This is a genomic window from Microbacterium sp. ABR10, assembly GCF_057812175.1.
Genome location: NZ_CM173821.1, coordinates 2,029,297 through 2,042,443 on the forward strand (window position 1 = coordinate 2,029,297; position 13,147 = coordinate 2,042,443).

Here is a 13,147-nt window from a genome sequence, read left to right on the forward strand (position 1 = left end):
AAGCGGCGGTCGCGGAGGGATGACGATGTCATCGAACGCGACGGGGGACGCGGCCTGGGGCGCGACGAGGTCCGGATCGGACGGTGCCGGGCTCGTCGGATCGGTCTCGTCCGCGGCCGGCGAATCGAACGCCGGAGCGGGCGCCCCCGGAGTCACCGGCGTGACAGCCGCCGCCCCGGTCGTCTCAGGAGTGTCCGCAGCCTCCGAGGTTGCGGGCTGGTCGAGGTCTGCCGGTGCGCCCACGGCATCCGCGGACGAGGGCTGGTCCTCCGCGACACGCGCGTCAGCGGCATCCACCGACGCCGCCGCGGGGACGACGGCCGCGTCGACCGTCGCCTCTTCGGCGGCGGAGGCAGACGCGGTGCTCGGAGGCGCAGGGATCGGCGACGCCGTCGTGGTCGAGGCGGCGGAGGCGCGCGGCGAAGCCGGCTTCTTCGCGGCGGTCCGCGCGGTCGCCGGTTTCTTCGCCGCGGGAGTACGCGGAGCCGTCGTCGCCGAGGCGCGTGCCGCCGCCGTGCGCGGGGCACGGGGTGCGCGCGGCTTCGAGGCCGGTTTCGCCGCCGCAGCACCGGTCGACGCGTCGGTTTCGGACGCCCCGTCGCCCTGGGTGCGAGCCGGCGGACGCTTCGCAGGCGTGGTCCGCGGTGCGCGCGGGGTCGACGGGGTCTGACGGGCCGCGGGTTCGACGCTCGCCGCGACGCCCTCGGTGTCAGAGGGGGACGAGTCTCGGGGTTCCGGCAGCGACGCTGTCATCGCACCAAACTACCAACCCCCTCCGACACCGCCCTTCCTCTTGCCGACGCCGGTTCCACATGCGTCGGTGCCCCGGGGCTGCGCGGCCTCCGGTGCGGCGAGACCGAGCAAGGGTCTGCGCCGGAGGGCCGATGCGTTCGCCCGACGGATCCGCGCTCCGCCGTCAAGTCACGGCGCACGTCGAGCCGGCCGGGAGAGGATGAGGTCATGGCTGAGAAGGTGCACCGCATCCACTCCCTCCCGCAGGACGCCCCGTGGACGGGCGGACTCCCACCCGCGGGATCGGAGGAGCATCCCCGCACGATCCGCATGCTCGACCGCGTGCTGTCGGTGCAGCGACCCGTCGTGCTCGCGCACCTGCGCAGCATCCGCCTCCGGCATCCGGATGCCACCGTCGAGCAGATCCTGAGGATCCTCGAGCGCCGCTACCTCGCCGCGGTGACCACGGGCGGCGCCGCCGTCGGGGCCACCGCCGTCGTGCCGGGCATCGGCACCGGCGTCACCCTTGCCCTCAGCGGCGTCGAGACCGTCGCATTCCTCGAGGCGACCGCCCTTTACGCGCAGTCGGTCGCGGAGGTCCACGGCGTCGCCGTCGAAGACCCCGACCGAGGGCGGGCCCTCGTGCTCGCGCTGATGCTCGGCAAGGAGGGCGTCGACCTCGTCTCGCAGCTCGCCGCGCAGGCGGCCGGCCGCGGCACCACCCGCTCGGGGTACTGGGGCGAACTCATCACGAAGACCCTTCCGCGCGCGGCCGTCGGCCCCCTCGTCGACCGGCTGAAGACCTCGTTCGTGCGGCAGTTCGCCACCCGTGGCGGGGCGTCTTGGCTCGGCAAGGCCCTGCCCTTCGGCGTCGGCGCCGTGGTCGGCGGCACCGGCAACCACATCCTCGGCCGGCGGGTGCTGGTCAACGCACGTCGCGCTTTCGGGAGTCCCCCGCTCGCGCTGCCCGCGGATCTCGAGCCGCGCGAAGGCAGCGAGCCTTTCGAGCGCAGCGCCGTGGGCGGCGTCCGCCGCGCGGGCTCCGTCATCGCCGACGCCGTCGGATCGGCGGGGCGACGCACCGGCTCGGTGGCGCGCAAGGCGCTCCCCCACCGTCGTCAGCGCGACGCCGACGCCGAGACCGTCGACACCGTCGAGACGGACTGACCCCTTCTCATCGAGACCGCCCCGCGCGCAAGTCCTGCGCGACGGGCCCCGTGGCGCGTTAGCCTCACGGCATGGGCGACCTTCTCGATCTCCTCGCTGTCTGGATGCCGCGTCAGCGCTGGTACGGCACGAAAGGCCGCGACCCGCGGCTCACCATCGTGGCCGACTGGCCTCTCGATGACGACGTCCGGCTGCTGCTCGTGCGCGATGAGGCCGTGCACCCGGCCATCGTCTACCAGGTCCCCGTCGCGGTCCGCGCGGAGGGATCGGTTCCGCCTGGCAGCCTCATCGGCGCGTCCGGAGAGGGACATGTGTGGACGGATGCCACGACCGACGCCGGATTCACCGACCAGCTCTACTCGTGGGTGACCGCCGGCGGCGAAGTCGGCGCGCCCGGCGACGGCTTCATCGGATTCGCCCTCGCGATGTCGGACGGCAAGACGCCGGCAGCGCGCGCGACCGCGAAGGTCTTGAGCGGCGAGCAGTCCAACACGTCGCTGATCTTCCGCCCCGACGAGGGAACCGCCGGTGTGCCCGTCATCTGCAAGCTCTTCCGCCAGGTGAACCCCGGCATCAACCCCGATGTCGAACTGCAGTCGGCTCTGGCAGCTGGCGGTGCCACGTTCGTTCCGGCGGCCATCGGCGAGGTCCGCGGATCGTGGATGACGCCCGAGGGCGTGCCGGTGAGCGGCTCGCTCGCCTTCGCGCAGGAGTTCTTCGACGGCGTCGAGGATGCCTGGCGCGTCGCACTGGATGCCGCCGCGGCCGGCGAGGACTTCGCCGAGCGCGCTCATGCCCTCGGCACCAGCGTCGCGGGCATGCACGTCGCCCTCGCCGCACAGTTCCCCACCCGCGAACCCGACGACGCCGATCGCGCGGCCGTGGTCGGCGCGTGGGACCGACGACTCGCCATCGCCCTCGCCGAGGTGCCGGCGCTGGCCCCCTACGCCGATCGCATCCGTGCGGTGTACGCCGCCGCCGCGCGTGCGCCGTGGCCGTCCCTTCAGCGCGTGCACGGGGATCTGCACCTCGGACAGGTGCTCCACACCCCCTCGAACGGATGGGTCCTGCTCGACTTCGAAGGCGAGCCCCTGCGGCCGATCGAAGAGCGGCTGCTGCCCGACGTGGCCGTGCGCGACGTCGCCGGAATGCTGCGCTCGTTCGACTACGTCTCGGGTGCGGTGGCCGACGACGACGGTGACGCGGTGCGCGCGTGGGTCATCGACGCGCAGCAGGCCTTCCTCGCCGGCTATGCCGATACCGCGGGCGCCGTGCGCACCGACGACGATCCGCTCCTCGCCGCGTTCGAACTCGACAAGGCCGTCTACGAGGCGATCTACGAGACCCGCAATCGTCCCGACTGGATCGGCATTCCGCTGGCCGCGATCGGCCGTCTCGCGCCGCTCGACTGAGGGAGTCGTACCCGCCGGCTCCGGTCCCTTCGACAGGCTCAGGGACCTCCGTCGTCACCGGGCTCGATCGCCCGGGTCGCGGTGGAGGTTCCTGAGCTCGTCGAAGGAACCGTGGTCGGTGCCGCGCTCCGCCGTGACACAACGACGCCACCCCGCGAAACGCATCGCGGGGTGGCGTCGTGCCGGTGACGGCGAGGGTCAGCTGGTCGGCATCGAACCGAGTGTCACCTCGGCGGTCCGCTCCTGGCCGCCTCGGAGGTAGGTCACCTGGGCCTCGGCGCCCGCGGCGAGCGCGCGCACCTGGGCGGTGAGGTCGATGGAGTTCGTGACCGGGATGCCGTTGAACTCGGTGATGACGTCGCCCTGGGTCAGGCCCGCGGCTTGCGCTGCACCGCCGCTGACGGCCTCGGCCACGAGAGCGCCGGTGGTGGTCGCCCCCTGCTGGGAGGCGGCATCCTGAACCGACGCGCCCAGCAGACCGTGCGTGGCGGAGCCGTTCTCGATGATCTCCGACGAGATGCGCTTGGCGATGTCGGCCGGGATCGAGAAGCCGACCCCGATGTTGCCCGACTGCCCACCCGACGAGGAGCCGCCGGCGCTGGCGATCGCGACGTTGATGCCGATCAGCTTGCCCTCGTCGTCGACGAGCGCGCCGCCGGAGTTACCCGGGTTGATGGCCGCGTCGGTCTGGATGACGGCGATCTTGATGGTCTGGCTCGCCGACTGCGACTGCTGGCCCTGACCGAAGTCGAAGCGGAACGGGCTCTCCTGTCCGGGCTCGGTCTGCTGCTCGTCGGAGCCGTCGCTGGGTGCGGCCGAGGAGGCGACCTGGATCGACCGGTTCAACGCGCTCACGATCCCGGTGGTCACGGTGTTGGGGAGATCCAGCGGAGCCCCGACGGCGACGGTGGCGTCGCCGACGTTCAGCTTGGAGGAGTCGCCGAACTCGATGGGCGTGAGATCCGACACGTTCTGCAGCTTGATGACGGCGAGGTCGTAGGTGGGGTCGGTGCCGACGACGGTCGCGGCGTACACCTTGCCGTCCGACGTGGTGACCGAGATCCGTGCGTCGCCCGTCTGTCCGTCGAGGGTGACCACGTGGGTGTTGGTGAGCACGTATCCGTCGGCGCTGAGGACGACGCCCGATCCGGTGCCGCCGGCCTGCGAGCCGGTGGCGCTGATGGTGACGACGCTCGGGACGACCTTCGAGGCGACCGCCGCGGTGGCGTTGACGTCCTGCGGGTCATTGACGGTGATGGCCGTGGGACCGGCGACGCTCGAAGCGTTCTCGCCGCCCCAGAGGCTGAGTCCGGCGTACGTACCGCCCAGGCCCGCGCCACCTCCGACGAGGGCCGCTGCCACCAGGAGCGCGGCGATGCGGGGTGCCGAGCTCTTCTTGCGGGCGGGGGTGGATGCCGACTCGGGCAACGCCAGAGTGGGGTGCGCGTTCGTGGCGGCGGGGCCGAACCCGTGGCCCGTGGGGCTCGGTGCACCGGAGGGAGCCGAGGCGTAGGCGCCGTGGGCGGATGCACCGGGCTGGGGGGTCGCGGTCCCGGCGGCGGGCGGGGGCCACGCGGCGGCAGCGGCGGCCGGCGAGCGCGTGGGCACCGGCGGCACGTCGGGACGCGAGGTCGCGGCCGGCGGGGTGTGCGCGGCGGGGGCGGGCGTCTCGTGCTGAGGCGAAGGCTCGCTGGTGTGGCTGTGGTCGTTACCCTCGGGACGGTTGTCCGTGGTGTCGCTCATGGGATGCTCCTTCTTCCAGGCGCTTCTACGATGACCACGGATGCTGTGGGTCACCTATGACAGAAGTGAGCCGCCTCTATGGGTCTAGCAGCAACGCACCGCGAAGCATTCCCCCTTGCCCCCGGCGCGCGTGCGGCATGCTGGATCCATGCACCAGCTTCCCGGCGCCTGGCAGCGCACGGCCCGCGGCGCGGGCCTGCTCGCCCCCGACGGCTCCTCGGTCCCCACGATCTTCGCCGAGATGAGCGCGCTCGCCGCGGCCACCGGCGCCCTCAACCTCGGTCAGGGCTTTCCCGACGAGGACGGGCCCGCACCGGTTCTTGAGGCGGCACGGGATGCCATCGCCCGCGGCGTCAACCAGTACGCCCCCGGGCGCGGCTTCCCCGACCTGCTGTCGGCCATCGCCGAGCATCAGCGACGCTTCTACGGTCTCGAACTCGACCCGCAGCGTGAGGTGCTGGTCACGGTCGGGGCGACCGAGGCGCTCGCGGCGACCCTGCTGGCCCTGATCGACTCCCCCGACGACGAGGTCGTCGTCTTCGAGCCCTACTACGACTCGTACGCGGCGTGCGTGGCGCTGTCGGGCGCGAAGCTGGTGCCGGTGCCGCTGCGGTGGCCCGACTTCCAGCCCGACCTCGAGCAGTTGGCATCCGCGGTCACCGATCGCACGCGGGTGATCCTCGTGAACGACCCGCACAATCCCACCGGCACGGTGTTCTCGCGCGAGGTGCTCGACGAGGTCGTGCGGCTCGCGCATCTGCACGACGCGATCATCGTCACCGACGAGGTGTACGAGCATCTCGTCTTCGACGGGCCGCACGTGCCGATCGCCACGCTTCCGGGAGCCGCCGAGCGGACGCTCTCGATCTCGTCGGCGGGCAAGACCTTCTCGCTCACCGGATGGAAGACCGGCTGGGTCACCGGCCCCGCCCAGCTCGTGACCGCCGTCCTCGCCGTCAAGCAGTTCCTCACGTACGTGGGGGGCTCGCCCTTCCAGCCCGCGATCGCCGTCGGTCTGCGTCTGCCCGACGCGTTCTTCGCATCGGTCGCCTCCGAGATGGCCGAGAAGGCCCAGCTGCTCGGCACCGGTCTGCGCGGCGCCGGGTTCGAGGTGTCGACCCCCGGCGGGTCGTACTTCACGGTGGTGGATGCCGCCCCGCTCGGCGCCACCGACGCCGACGCGTTCTGCCGCGAGCTGCCCGCCCGCGCCGGAGTGGTCGGCATCCCGCTCACCGCCTTCGTCTCTCCCGCCCACCGGGACCGCTACGCCACGCTGGTGCGGTTCGCGGCGTGCAAGAGGGTCGAGGTGCTCGCCGATGCGGCCGAGCGCCTCGCCGGGATGACGGTGTCGTGAGGCCGGAGGAGCCGAGAATGACCGACGACTGGACCGTTCAGATCTACGTGCCTTCGCCCGCGGCGTCGGGAGATACTGACGAGCAGGGCACGGGCCGGGCTCCGGGCCTCCGCGACCGCGGCGGCCGAGTGGTCGATGCGAGCGTCGAGGCATTGCGGGAGAACTGGCGCGACACCGTGCAGAAGCTCGTCGAGATCGGTGACGGGATCGATGACGCCGAGTCGGGGTGGGGCGTCGCCGAGATCGAGGTGGGGCTGACCCTGAGCGCGAAGGGCCAGCTGCTGTTCATCGCCGAAGCGGGGGCGGAGGCGTCGGTGAAGATCACGCTGACGCGGCGAGGTGTCGACGTGCGGCCCCCCGCGAAGGACTGAGCGCCCGCGGCACGCGAGACGCCGGCACTCTCGCCTCGGCGCAGCTCGGACGCGCACGACGCCGGTCAGGGCCCCTCAGGGCGTGACGCCTCCAGACTCAGCGAGGGGTCACGCGATAACGACGGAGCTGGAGCGCCGGGTTGACCCGGCGAACCCGCTCGATGGCATCCGGATCGATGTGCGCGACGGCGAGGTCGGTCGATGTGCCCACCTGAGCGACGGTCACCCCCTGCGGGTCGACGATCATCGAGTGCCCCACCCCGAGTGGCGGCGGATGATCGGCCGCGGCGACGAAGAAGGTGTTCTCGATCGCGCGCGCGTGCAGCAACGTGCGCCAGTGATGCTCCTTGAGGGGCCCCCGCACCCACTCTGCCGGCACGAGTGCCACGTCGACGCCCGCGTCGGCGAGCGTGCGCGCGACCTCGGGGAAGCGCAGGTCGTAGCAGGTCATCAGACCGAAGCGCAGTCCGGCGACCTCGAAGGTCTCGGGAGGGGCGATCTCGCCCGGCTCCACCCAGTCGGACTCGCGCTGCCCGAAGGCGTCGTAGAGGTGCAGCTTGCGATAGATCGCACGGACGCCGTCTCCGCCCACGGCGACGACCGCGTTGCGCACCCGTCGACCGTCGTCGGCCTTCTCGAGAAGACCCGCGACGATCACCGTGTCGAGCTCGCCCGCCAGCACGGTGAGGGCGGCGACGAACGGGCCGTCGATGTCTTCTGCGTTCGCAGCGAGGGTGTCGTCGAACGGGTCGACGAAGTAGCTGGAGTACTCGGGGAACACCACCACGCGCGCGCCACGCTCCGCTCCCGTGCGGGCGGCGGCGGTGATGTGGTCGAGATTGACGGCGCGCGACGCCACGGGCGCGAACTGCGCCACGGCGACGCCGACGGTGTCCTGACTCATGGCGCGCCCTCTCTCCCCCCGCGCCGGATGAACACCGGCACCACCACCCAGAGTAGGAGGATCACCGCCCCGAGCACGACTCCCGCCGTCACGGCGGCGGCGAAGCCGACCACCACGTCGAACACGAACACCACCACGCCGACGAGAAGAATCGACACGAGCGCCAGCGCTCCCCGGAGGGCGTCATGCCCGAATCGGACGAGCGCGGGCTTCACCTGCAGGTGGAAGACCGCGCGGTGCAGAGCCACGGGTGCGAGCGCCACGACAGCGCTGAGCGCCGCGAGACACACCAGCGCCAGGTAGAACGTCCGCTGCGCCGGGACGAGATCAGCGAACGCGGCCTGGAACGCCAACGCCAACAGGAAGCCCGTGAGAATCTGCGTACCGGTCTGCAGCACCCGCAGTTCTTGCAGGATGTCGTTCCAGTTGCGATCAGCGCGCTGCGCGGGGCTTTCTGGGCGTCCGTCGGCCAGATCATCGAAAGTGTTGCTCACCGGGTCATTCTCTCGCGACACTCCCGGGCTGCGCGTCCCGATTTGCCATGCCGTTCATCTCGGCGTAATGTTTTCTCTTGTGCCGCGGGGTGGAGCAGCTCGGTAGCTCGCTGGGCTCATAACCCAGAGGTCGCAGGTTCAAATCCTGTCCCCGCAACAAGAAGAAGGCCCCGGATCGCGAGATCCGGGGCCTTTTGCCTTTGGTTTCTCGGACGTCCGGCTCCGCGGAGTTGCGCCGAGGCGCCGCGATGAAGCTGGGCTAACGAGGACGAGATACGGAGTCGGGCGCGCAGCCATCCGCATCGGGCGCTCCCTACGCCCCGACAGAGCCACTTTCGATGTGACAGCGGCGCGGGCGGACCGGCCGACCGGGGCGTCACCAGATGCGTTCACCCATCGGCACCGGTGCCCAGCACATCTTCCGCTACAAGAGGAGGTATGGCCGTTGTTTAGGCGCGATTCGCGCCGAAACAAGACGCACGAAGAATCGCCGTCAATAGCCTCAGGCGGCGCCAACGGATCGTTTTCCTGCCGTATTGTTGCATTAGTACTAACGAGGCTGTGCGGCTACGCCAATTGCTACACGCCCGGGGTTGGACAACACCGACCGACACGGAGGCAATCCGCGCCGGCTCACGTGCTGACCGTGGGTTGGCGCGGGCGCCCTCTTCACCGAGTAGACGTCCCGCATGACGCCCACGACATCGCAAGTGAACGCACTTCAGCCGGCCGGAGTTCTTCATGACCACACTGTCGATAGTCCAGACATACGTCCCCAGGTATCGACTGCCCTTCTTCGAAGGTCTGCGTCGAGAGTTGGCGACGGACGGTATAGAACTCGAGATCGTGGCGGGCCAACCCACAGACGCGCAGAAATTGCGTGGAGATGCGGCCGACGCCCCATGGATCAAGACGATCCAGACGCGTGAGATGAAAGTCTGGAATCGGACGCTTTCCCTGACGTACTCCCGCCGCCTGTGGAAGGCTTCCGATGCCGTGATAGTGCCGCATCAGGGCACTTCTATCGACGCCGTGGCCGCGCTCGCGTACGCCAACGCTCGCCGCGTGGGAGTGTGGGGGCATATCGCCTCATACACGTCGCCCTTGAACCCCGTAGACGGCGCGATCGAAAATTGGCAGCTTCGCAGAGCCAACCACGTCTTCGCGTATGTGCCCAGTGGGGCGAGGTATGCGTTGGACCGCGGCGTTCAACCCCGTCGAGTGACGACAGTCATGAATACCATCGACACCACGGCGCTGGAAGACGCGCTCGTCAGCACGACCGACGACGAGGTCCATCGGTTCAGACTCGAGCACAGTATTCCCGATGGCCCGTTTCTTGCATACATCGGGGGTCTCGACAGCAGCAAACGAGTCGATCTCCTCGTTGACGCGCTTGACATTCTGCATTCGAGGCGAAGCCAGGTTCATGTGGTCGTGGCGGGGCGCGGCGAACAGGAAGACATGCTTTCGCCCGCCATCGCTCGAGGCCAGGCGACCCACATCGGATACGCCTCAGCGGAAGTGAAGGCTCCCCTACTCCGCGGTGCGACGGCGATCGTCAACCCGGGACGAGTTGGGCTCATCGCAGTCGATGCTCTCGTCTCGAAACGCAGGCTTATCACCACGGATTGGCCGTGGCATGCACCTGAACTCGAGTATCTGGTGCCCGGAGAGTCGGTCATCCTGACGGGAGGCTCAGCGGAGGAGTTCGCTCACGGACTCCAGGAACAGAGCGACGAATCGCCGTCCACCGACATGCGTACTTCATGGCCTCAGCCTCCACGGCTCGACGAGATGATCCGCAATTACCGGGAGGGCGTGCTCGCCCTATTGAGCGGGCCGTAACAGCGCCCGTCCTTTCTTTACAGAAGGCCCCGAATCCAAGATCCGGGGCCTTCTGCCATCCCTGCTCAGCCGTCCGGCTCCGCGGCATGAGGTCTCCGCGCGGAGCCGGACGAAGCCGTCGTCAGTGGTAACTGCGGTAGCGGCTGGCCGCGGCTGCGGGGGCGGCCACGATGAGAGCGGCGACGAGGAGGAAGACCCCCGTGTCGCCGTGCATGGTGATGATGGCTAGACCCGCCACCGCGAATGCGATGACCGCGGTCCACAGGACGACCGTGGCGAGCGGGGTCGCCCACGTCGGTCGGTCTGCAACATGGTGCGCGTAAGGGTGCTGCATTGCTCCTCGCCTTCGAGTTGCTCTGAAAAACCTGTCCAGGGGGTGCGACAGGGTCGCGCCGGACTACGGCGTCGACTGCGTCGATCGTATGACCATTTCGCATTGGCGACGCAACCCTTGACGGGTGTCGCGGGAAATATGACGAAAATCTCTCCACGCGTCCGTCAATCCCCTCCGATGGAGAACTCCGAAACTTGTCCCCCATTAGGGGGACACGTATGATCAGCGAGGCCGATTCGCATTGCGCTTTCTCAGGGCGAGTCGGTGAAGGGGGACGGGGAAAGAGTTGAGCAATGTTTGCACCACTCACGCAGGCGAGGATTTTGATGAGTGAGTTCCTGTTCGGCGCAACGAAGGTCACGTGCGAGACATGCGGGGACTCCGTGCGTCCGCAGCACGCCGTATGGCGCAGCCACCGACCGTATTGCTCGGCGGCGCACGAACACGCTGACCAGCCGTGACTCAGGTCGTCGGCTGCTCCCAGTCGGCGACCCACCAGTCCGAGATCTGCGCCATGTGATCGGCCGCTTCGCGGTGCGCGTCCGACGAACGCCACTCACCGAACGCCTTGGCGTCGGCGAAGGTGGCGTCCTGAACGAGGATCGTGCCCTTGCGACCGTCAAGAGAGCGCTCCACGGCCCACGAGACGACGCCGGCGTGCCTACCGAGCTCGCGCAGCGTCTTCGTGGCGGCATCGACGTCATCCGTGCCCACACCGTCGCGGACGCGGAACAGCACGACGTGCCGGAACATCAGACGCGGAGGGCGCTTGCGTTGTCGCGATACCAGGCGACCGTCCGCTCCATCCCTTCCTCGAGCGAGATGCCGGCGGTCCAGCCCGCGTCGCGGAGGGTGGAGACGTCGAGCAGTTTCTGCGGCGTGCCGTCCGGCTTGGATGTGTCCCAGCGGGTCTCCCCCGTGAAACCCGTCACCCGGGCGATGGTCGCGGCGATCTCGCTGATGGTGACGTCCGAGCCGGTACCGACGTTGACCTGACCGGGCCCGTCGTAGTGCTCCATGAGATGCAGACAGGCATCGGCCATGTCATCCGCGTGGAGGAACTCGCGTCGGGGAGTACCCGTCCCCCAGTTCGTGACGGTATCCGCGCCCGACGTCGCGGCCTCGTCGTACCGACGGATCAGAGCCGGGAGCACGTGAGAACCCTGCGGTGAGAAATTGTCGTTCGGGCCGTAGAGGTTCGTCGGCATCGCGCTGATCCACGGCAGTCCGTACTGTCGCCGCACCGCCTGAGTGTGCAGGATGCCGGCGATCTTGGCGATCGCGTAGGCGTCGTTCGTCGGCTCGAGGTGGCCGGTCAGCAGGGATTCTTCACGAATGGGTTGATCCGCGAACTTGGGATAGATGCAAGACGATCCGAGAAAGAGCACGCGCTCGACGTCGTTCGCCAGGGCGGCGTCGAGAACGTTCACCTGAATGCGCATGTTGTCGCTGAGGAAATCGACGGGGTACGTCGAATTGGCCAGGATCCCCCCGACCTTCGCCGCCGCGAGGACGACGTAGCGCGGCTTGATCTCGGCCATGTAGGCGAAGACCGCTTCGCGGTCCTTCAGGTCGAGCTCCGCCGATGTCTTGCCCACGACGTTCTCGAACCCCCCGCGCCGGAGTCGGCGCACGATGGCCGATCCCACCAGACCGCGGTGACCGGCGACGTAGAACGACGCGTCTCGGTCGAGCTCGCCCGGCGTGTAGGTCACCCCGTCGACGGCTGTCGTCACGCGCGAACTCCCACGAGTTCGCGGTTGCTCCAGCTGGGCAGCGAGACCGTGTCGATCCATTTCGCCCCCTGCTCGAGCGCGACGGTGTCGGCGTCGACCATGAGCCGGGCCAGTTCGTCACCGTGCACGGAGGGCACCCAGCCGAGCTTGTCGGCCGCCTTGCTCGGGTCGCCGATGAGGGCGTCGACCTCGGTCGGGCGCAGATAACGCTCGTCGAAACGCACGTATTCGGCCCAGTCGAGCCCGACATGACCGAACGCCACCTCGAGGAAGTCCTTGATGGTGAAGCCGACGCCCGTGGCGAGAACGAAGTCCTCGGGGGTGTCCGCCTGCAGCATCCGCCACATGCCCTCGACGTACTCGGCGGCGTAGCCCCAGTCGCGGATCGAGTCGAGGTTGCCGAGGTAGAGGTGGTTCTCCTCCCCCGCCTTGATACGCGCGACCGCTCGAGTGATCTTGCGTGTCACGAACGTCTCGCCGCGTCGGGGCGACTCGTGATTGAACAGGATGCCGTTGACGGCGAACATGTCGTACGCCTCACGGTAGTTCTTTGTGATCCAGTAGCTGTACAGCTTCGCTGCCGCGTACGGGGAACGCGGGTAGAACGGGGTCTCTTCGTTCTGCGGGGGCGGCGTCGCGCCATAAAGCTCCGATGTGGACGCCTGGTAGAACTTTGTCTGGATGCCGGCGAGGCGCACCGCCTCCAACAGGCGAATGGTCCCCGTGCCCGTCGTGTCGGCGGTGTGCTCCGGTTCGTCGAAGGAGACGCGCACGTGGGACTGGGCGGCGAGGTTGTACACCTCGTCGGGGTCGATCTGGCTCAGCAAGGTGACCATGCGCGCACCGTCGGACAGGTCACCGTAGTGCAGGAACAGCTTGGCTTCCGGGTCGTGCGGGTCGACGTACAGGTGGTCGATGCGACTGGTGTTGAAGGTCGACGCACGACGGATCAGACCATGCACCTCATAGCCCTTCGACAGCAGGAGTTCCGCCAGGTAGGAACCGTCCTGGCCGGTGATGCCGGTGATGAATGCACGCTTCGTCAAAGTACT

The 13,147-nt window shown here is 69.0% G+C and carries 13 protein-coding genes and 1 tRNA gene; 7 read left to right on the forward strand and 7 right to left on the reverse strand.

The genetic code is table 11. From position 1 onward, the window contains the following. Nucleotides 1–25: 25 nt before the first annotated feature. The 3 genes from ACXKZF_RS09440 to ACXKZF_RS09450 all read left to right on the forward strand — a co-directional run bounded on the left by ACXKZF_RS09440 (nt 26) and on the right by ACXKZF_RS09450 (nt 3,311). Nucleotides 26–670 (forward strand): hypothetical protein, encoded by a 645-nt coding sequence (locus ACXKZF_RS09440; protein WP_488984040.1) that lies wholly within the window; start codon nt 26–28, stop codon nt 668–670. 290 nt (nt 671–960) lie between these two features. Next, complete coding sequence (locus tag ACXKZF_RS09445; RefSeq protein WP_055953829.1) at nt 961–1,899, forward strand: hypothetical protein; 939 nt, start codon at nt 961–963, stop codon at nt 1,897–1,899. Nucleotides 1,900–1,970: 71 nt separating this feature from the next. Beyond that, complete coding sequence (locus ACXKZF_RS09450; protein ID WP_488984041.1) at nt 1,971–3,311, forward strand: maltokinase N-terminal cap-like domain-containing protein; 1,341 nt, start codon at nt 1,971–1,973, stop codon at nt 3,309–3,311. A gap of 198 nt (nt 3,312–3,509) precedes the next feature. On the opposite strand, the gene ACXKZF_RS09455 is transcribed toward ACXKZF_RS09450, so the two are convergent. Further along, nucleotides 3,510–5,054: a S1C family serine protease gene (locus tag ACXKZF_RS09455; RefSeq protein ID WP_488984042.1), complete on the reverse strand. Its 1,545-nt coding sequence runs from the start codon at nt 5,052–5,054 to the stop codon at nt 3,510–3,512. Nucleotides 5,055–5,202: 148 nt separating this feature from the next. On the opposite strand from ACXKZF_RS09455, the gene ACXKZF_RS09460 reads away from it, so the two are divergent. Then, on the forward strand, nt 5,203–6,408 hold the full coding sequence (locus ACXKZF_RS09460; protein ID WP_488984043.1) for an aminotransferase class I/II-fold pyridoxal phosphate-dependent enzyme: 1,206 nt from the start codon (nt 5,203–5,205) through the stop codon (nt 6,406–6,408). A 17-nt stretch (nt 6,409–6,425) separates the two neighbouring features. Continuing rightward, complete coding sequence (locus tag ACXKZF_RS09465) at nt 6,426–6,779, forward strand: Pepco domain-containing protein (RefSeq protein WP_488984044.1); 354 nt, start codon at nt 6,426–6,428, stop codon at nt 6,777–6,779. Between the two features lie 97 nt (nt 6,780–6,876). Here the strand turns inward: ACXKZF_RS09465 and ACXKZF_RS09470 are convergent, their stop codons facing one another. Continuing rightward, nucleotides 6,877–7,683 carry a carbon-nitrogen hydrolase family protein gene (locus tag ACXKZF_RS09470; RefSeq protein ID WP_055953814.1) on the reverse strand — a complete coding sequence of 269 codons (807 nt, stop codon included), beginning with the start codon at nt 7,681–7,683 and terminating at the stop codon, nt 6,877–6,879. Then, entirely contained in the window at nt 7,680–8,177 is a 498-nt protein-coding gene (locus ACXKZF_RS09475; RefSeq protein ID WP_055953812.1) for a DUF6328 family protein, read from the reverse strand. The genes ACXKZF_RS09470 and ACXKZF_RS09475 overlap by 4 nt, the downstream gene beginning before the upstream one ends. Before the next feature lie 83 nt (nt 8,178–8,260). On the opposite strand from ACXKZF_RS09475, the gene ACXKZF_RS09480 reads away from it, so the two are divergent. Together ACXKZF_RS09480 and ACXKZF_RS09485 are read left to right on the forward strand one after the other, a co-directional pair. Further along, a tRNA-Met gene (locus ACXKZF_RS09480) sits at nt 8,261–8,334 on the forward strand. Between the two features lie 584 nt (nt 8,335–8,918). Next, entirely contained in the window at nt 8,919–10,025 is a 1,107-nt protein-coding gene (locus tag ACXKZF_RS09485; protein WP_488984045.1) for a glycosyltransferase, read from the forward strand. 121 nt (nt 10,026–10,146) lie between these two features. Here the strand turns inward: ACXKZF_RS09485 and ACXKZF_RS09490 are convergent, their stop codons facing one another. From ACXKZF_RS09490 to gmd, 4 genes are all read right to left on the reverse strand, one after another. After that, nucleotides 10,147–10,359: a hypothetical protein gene (locus ACXKZF_RS09490; RefSeq protein ID WP_055953809.1), complete on the reverse strand. Its 213-nt coding sequence runs from the start codon at nt 10,357–10,359 to the stop codon at nt 10,147–10,149. A gap of 462 nt (nt 10,360–10,821) precedes the next feature. Beyond that, nucleotides 10,822–11,112: a Dabb family protein gene (locus ACXKZF_RS09495; protein ID WP_488984046.1), complete on the reverse strand. Its 291-nt coding sequence runs from the start codon at nt 11,110–11,112 to the stop codon at nt 10,822–10,824. After that, nucleotides 11,112–12,074: a GDP-L-fucose synthase family protein gene (locus tag ACXKZF_RS09500; protein ID WP_488985983.1), complete on the reverse strand. Its 963-nt coding sequence runs from the start codon at nt 12,072–12,074 to the stop codon at nt 11,112–11,114. Before ACXKZF_RS09500 ends, ACXKZF_RS09495 begins: the two co-directional genes overlap by 1 nt. Nucleotides 12,075–12,091: 17 nt before the next feature. Next, on the reverse strand, nt 12,092–13,141 hold the full coding sequence (gene gmd / locus ACXKZF_RS09505; protein ID WP_055953800.1) for a GDP-mannose 4,6-dehydratase: 1,050 nt from the start codon (nt 13,139–13,141) through the stop codon (nt 12,092–12,094). Nucleotides 13,142–13,147 lie beyond the last annotated feature (6 nt).

What these genes read in the sequence shown, in the direction of transcription:
- ACXKZF_RS09440 (WP_488984040.1), top strand. Translation starts at nt 26, where the DNA reads ATGTCATCGAACGCGACGGGGGACGCGGCCTGGGGCGCGACGAGGTCC.
- ACXKZF_RS09445 (WP_055953829.1), top strand. Translation starts at nt 961, where the DNA reads ATGGCTGAGAAGGTGCACCGCATCCACTCCCTCCCGCAGGACGCCCCG.
- ACXKZF_RS09450 (WP_488984041.1), top strand. Translation starts at nt 1,971, where the DNA reads ATGGGCGACCTTCTCGATCTCCTCGCTGTCTGGATGCCGCGTCAGCGC.
- ACXKZF_RS09455 (WP_488984042.1), bottom strand. Translation starts at nt 5,054, where the DNA reads ATGAGCGACACCACGGACAACCGTCCCGAGGGTAACGACCACAGCCAC.
- ACXKZF_RS09460 (WP_488984043.1), top strand. Translation starts at nt 5,203, where the DNA reads ATGCACCAGCTTCCCGGCGCCTGGCAGCGCACGGCCCGCGGCGCGGGC.
- ACXKZF_RS09465 (WP_488984044.1), top strand. Translation starts at nt 6,426, where the DNA reads ATGACCGACGACTGGACCGTTCAGATCTACGTGCCTTCGCCCGCGGCG.
- ACXKZF_RS09470 (WP_055953814.1), bottom strand. Translation starts at nt 7,683, where the DNA reads ATGAGTCAGGACACCGTCGGCGTCGCCGTGGCGCAGTTCGCGCCCGTG.
- ACXKZF_RS09485 (WP_488984045.1), top strand. Translation starts at nt 8,919, where the DNA reads ATGACCACACTGTCGATAGTCCAGACATACGTCCCCAGGTATCGACTG.
- ACXKZF_RS09490 (WP_055953809.1), bottom strand. Translation starts at nt 10,359, where the DNA reads ATGCAGCACCCTTACGCGCACCATGTTGCAGACCGACCGACGTGGGCG.
- ACXKZF_RS09495 (WP_488984046.1), bottom strand. Translation starts at nt 11,112, where the DNA reads ATGTTCCGGCACGTCGTGCTGTTCCGCGTCCGCGACGGTGTGGGCACG.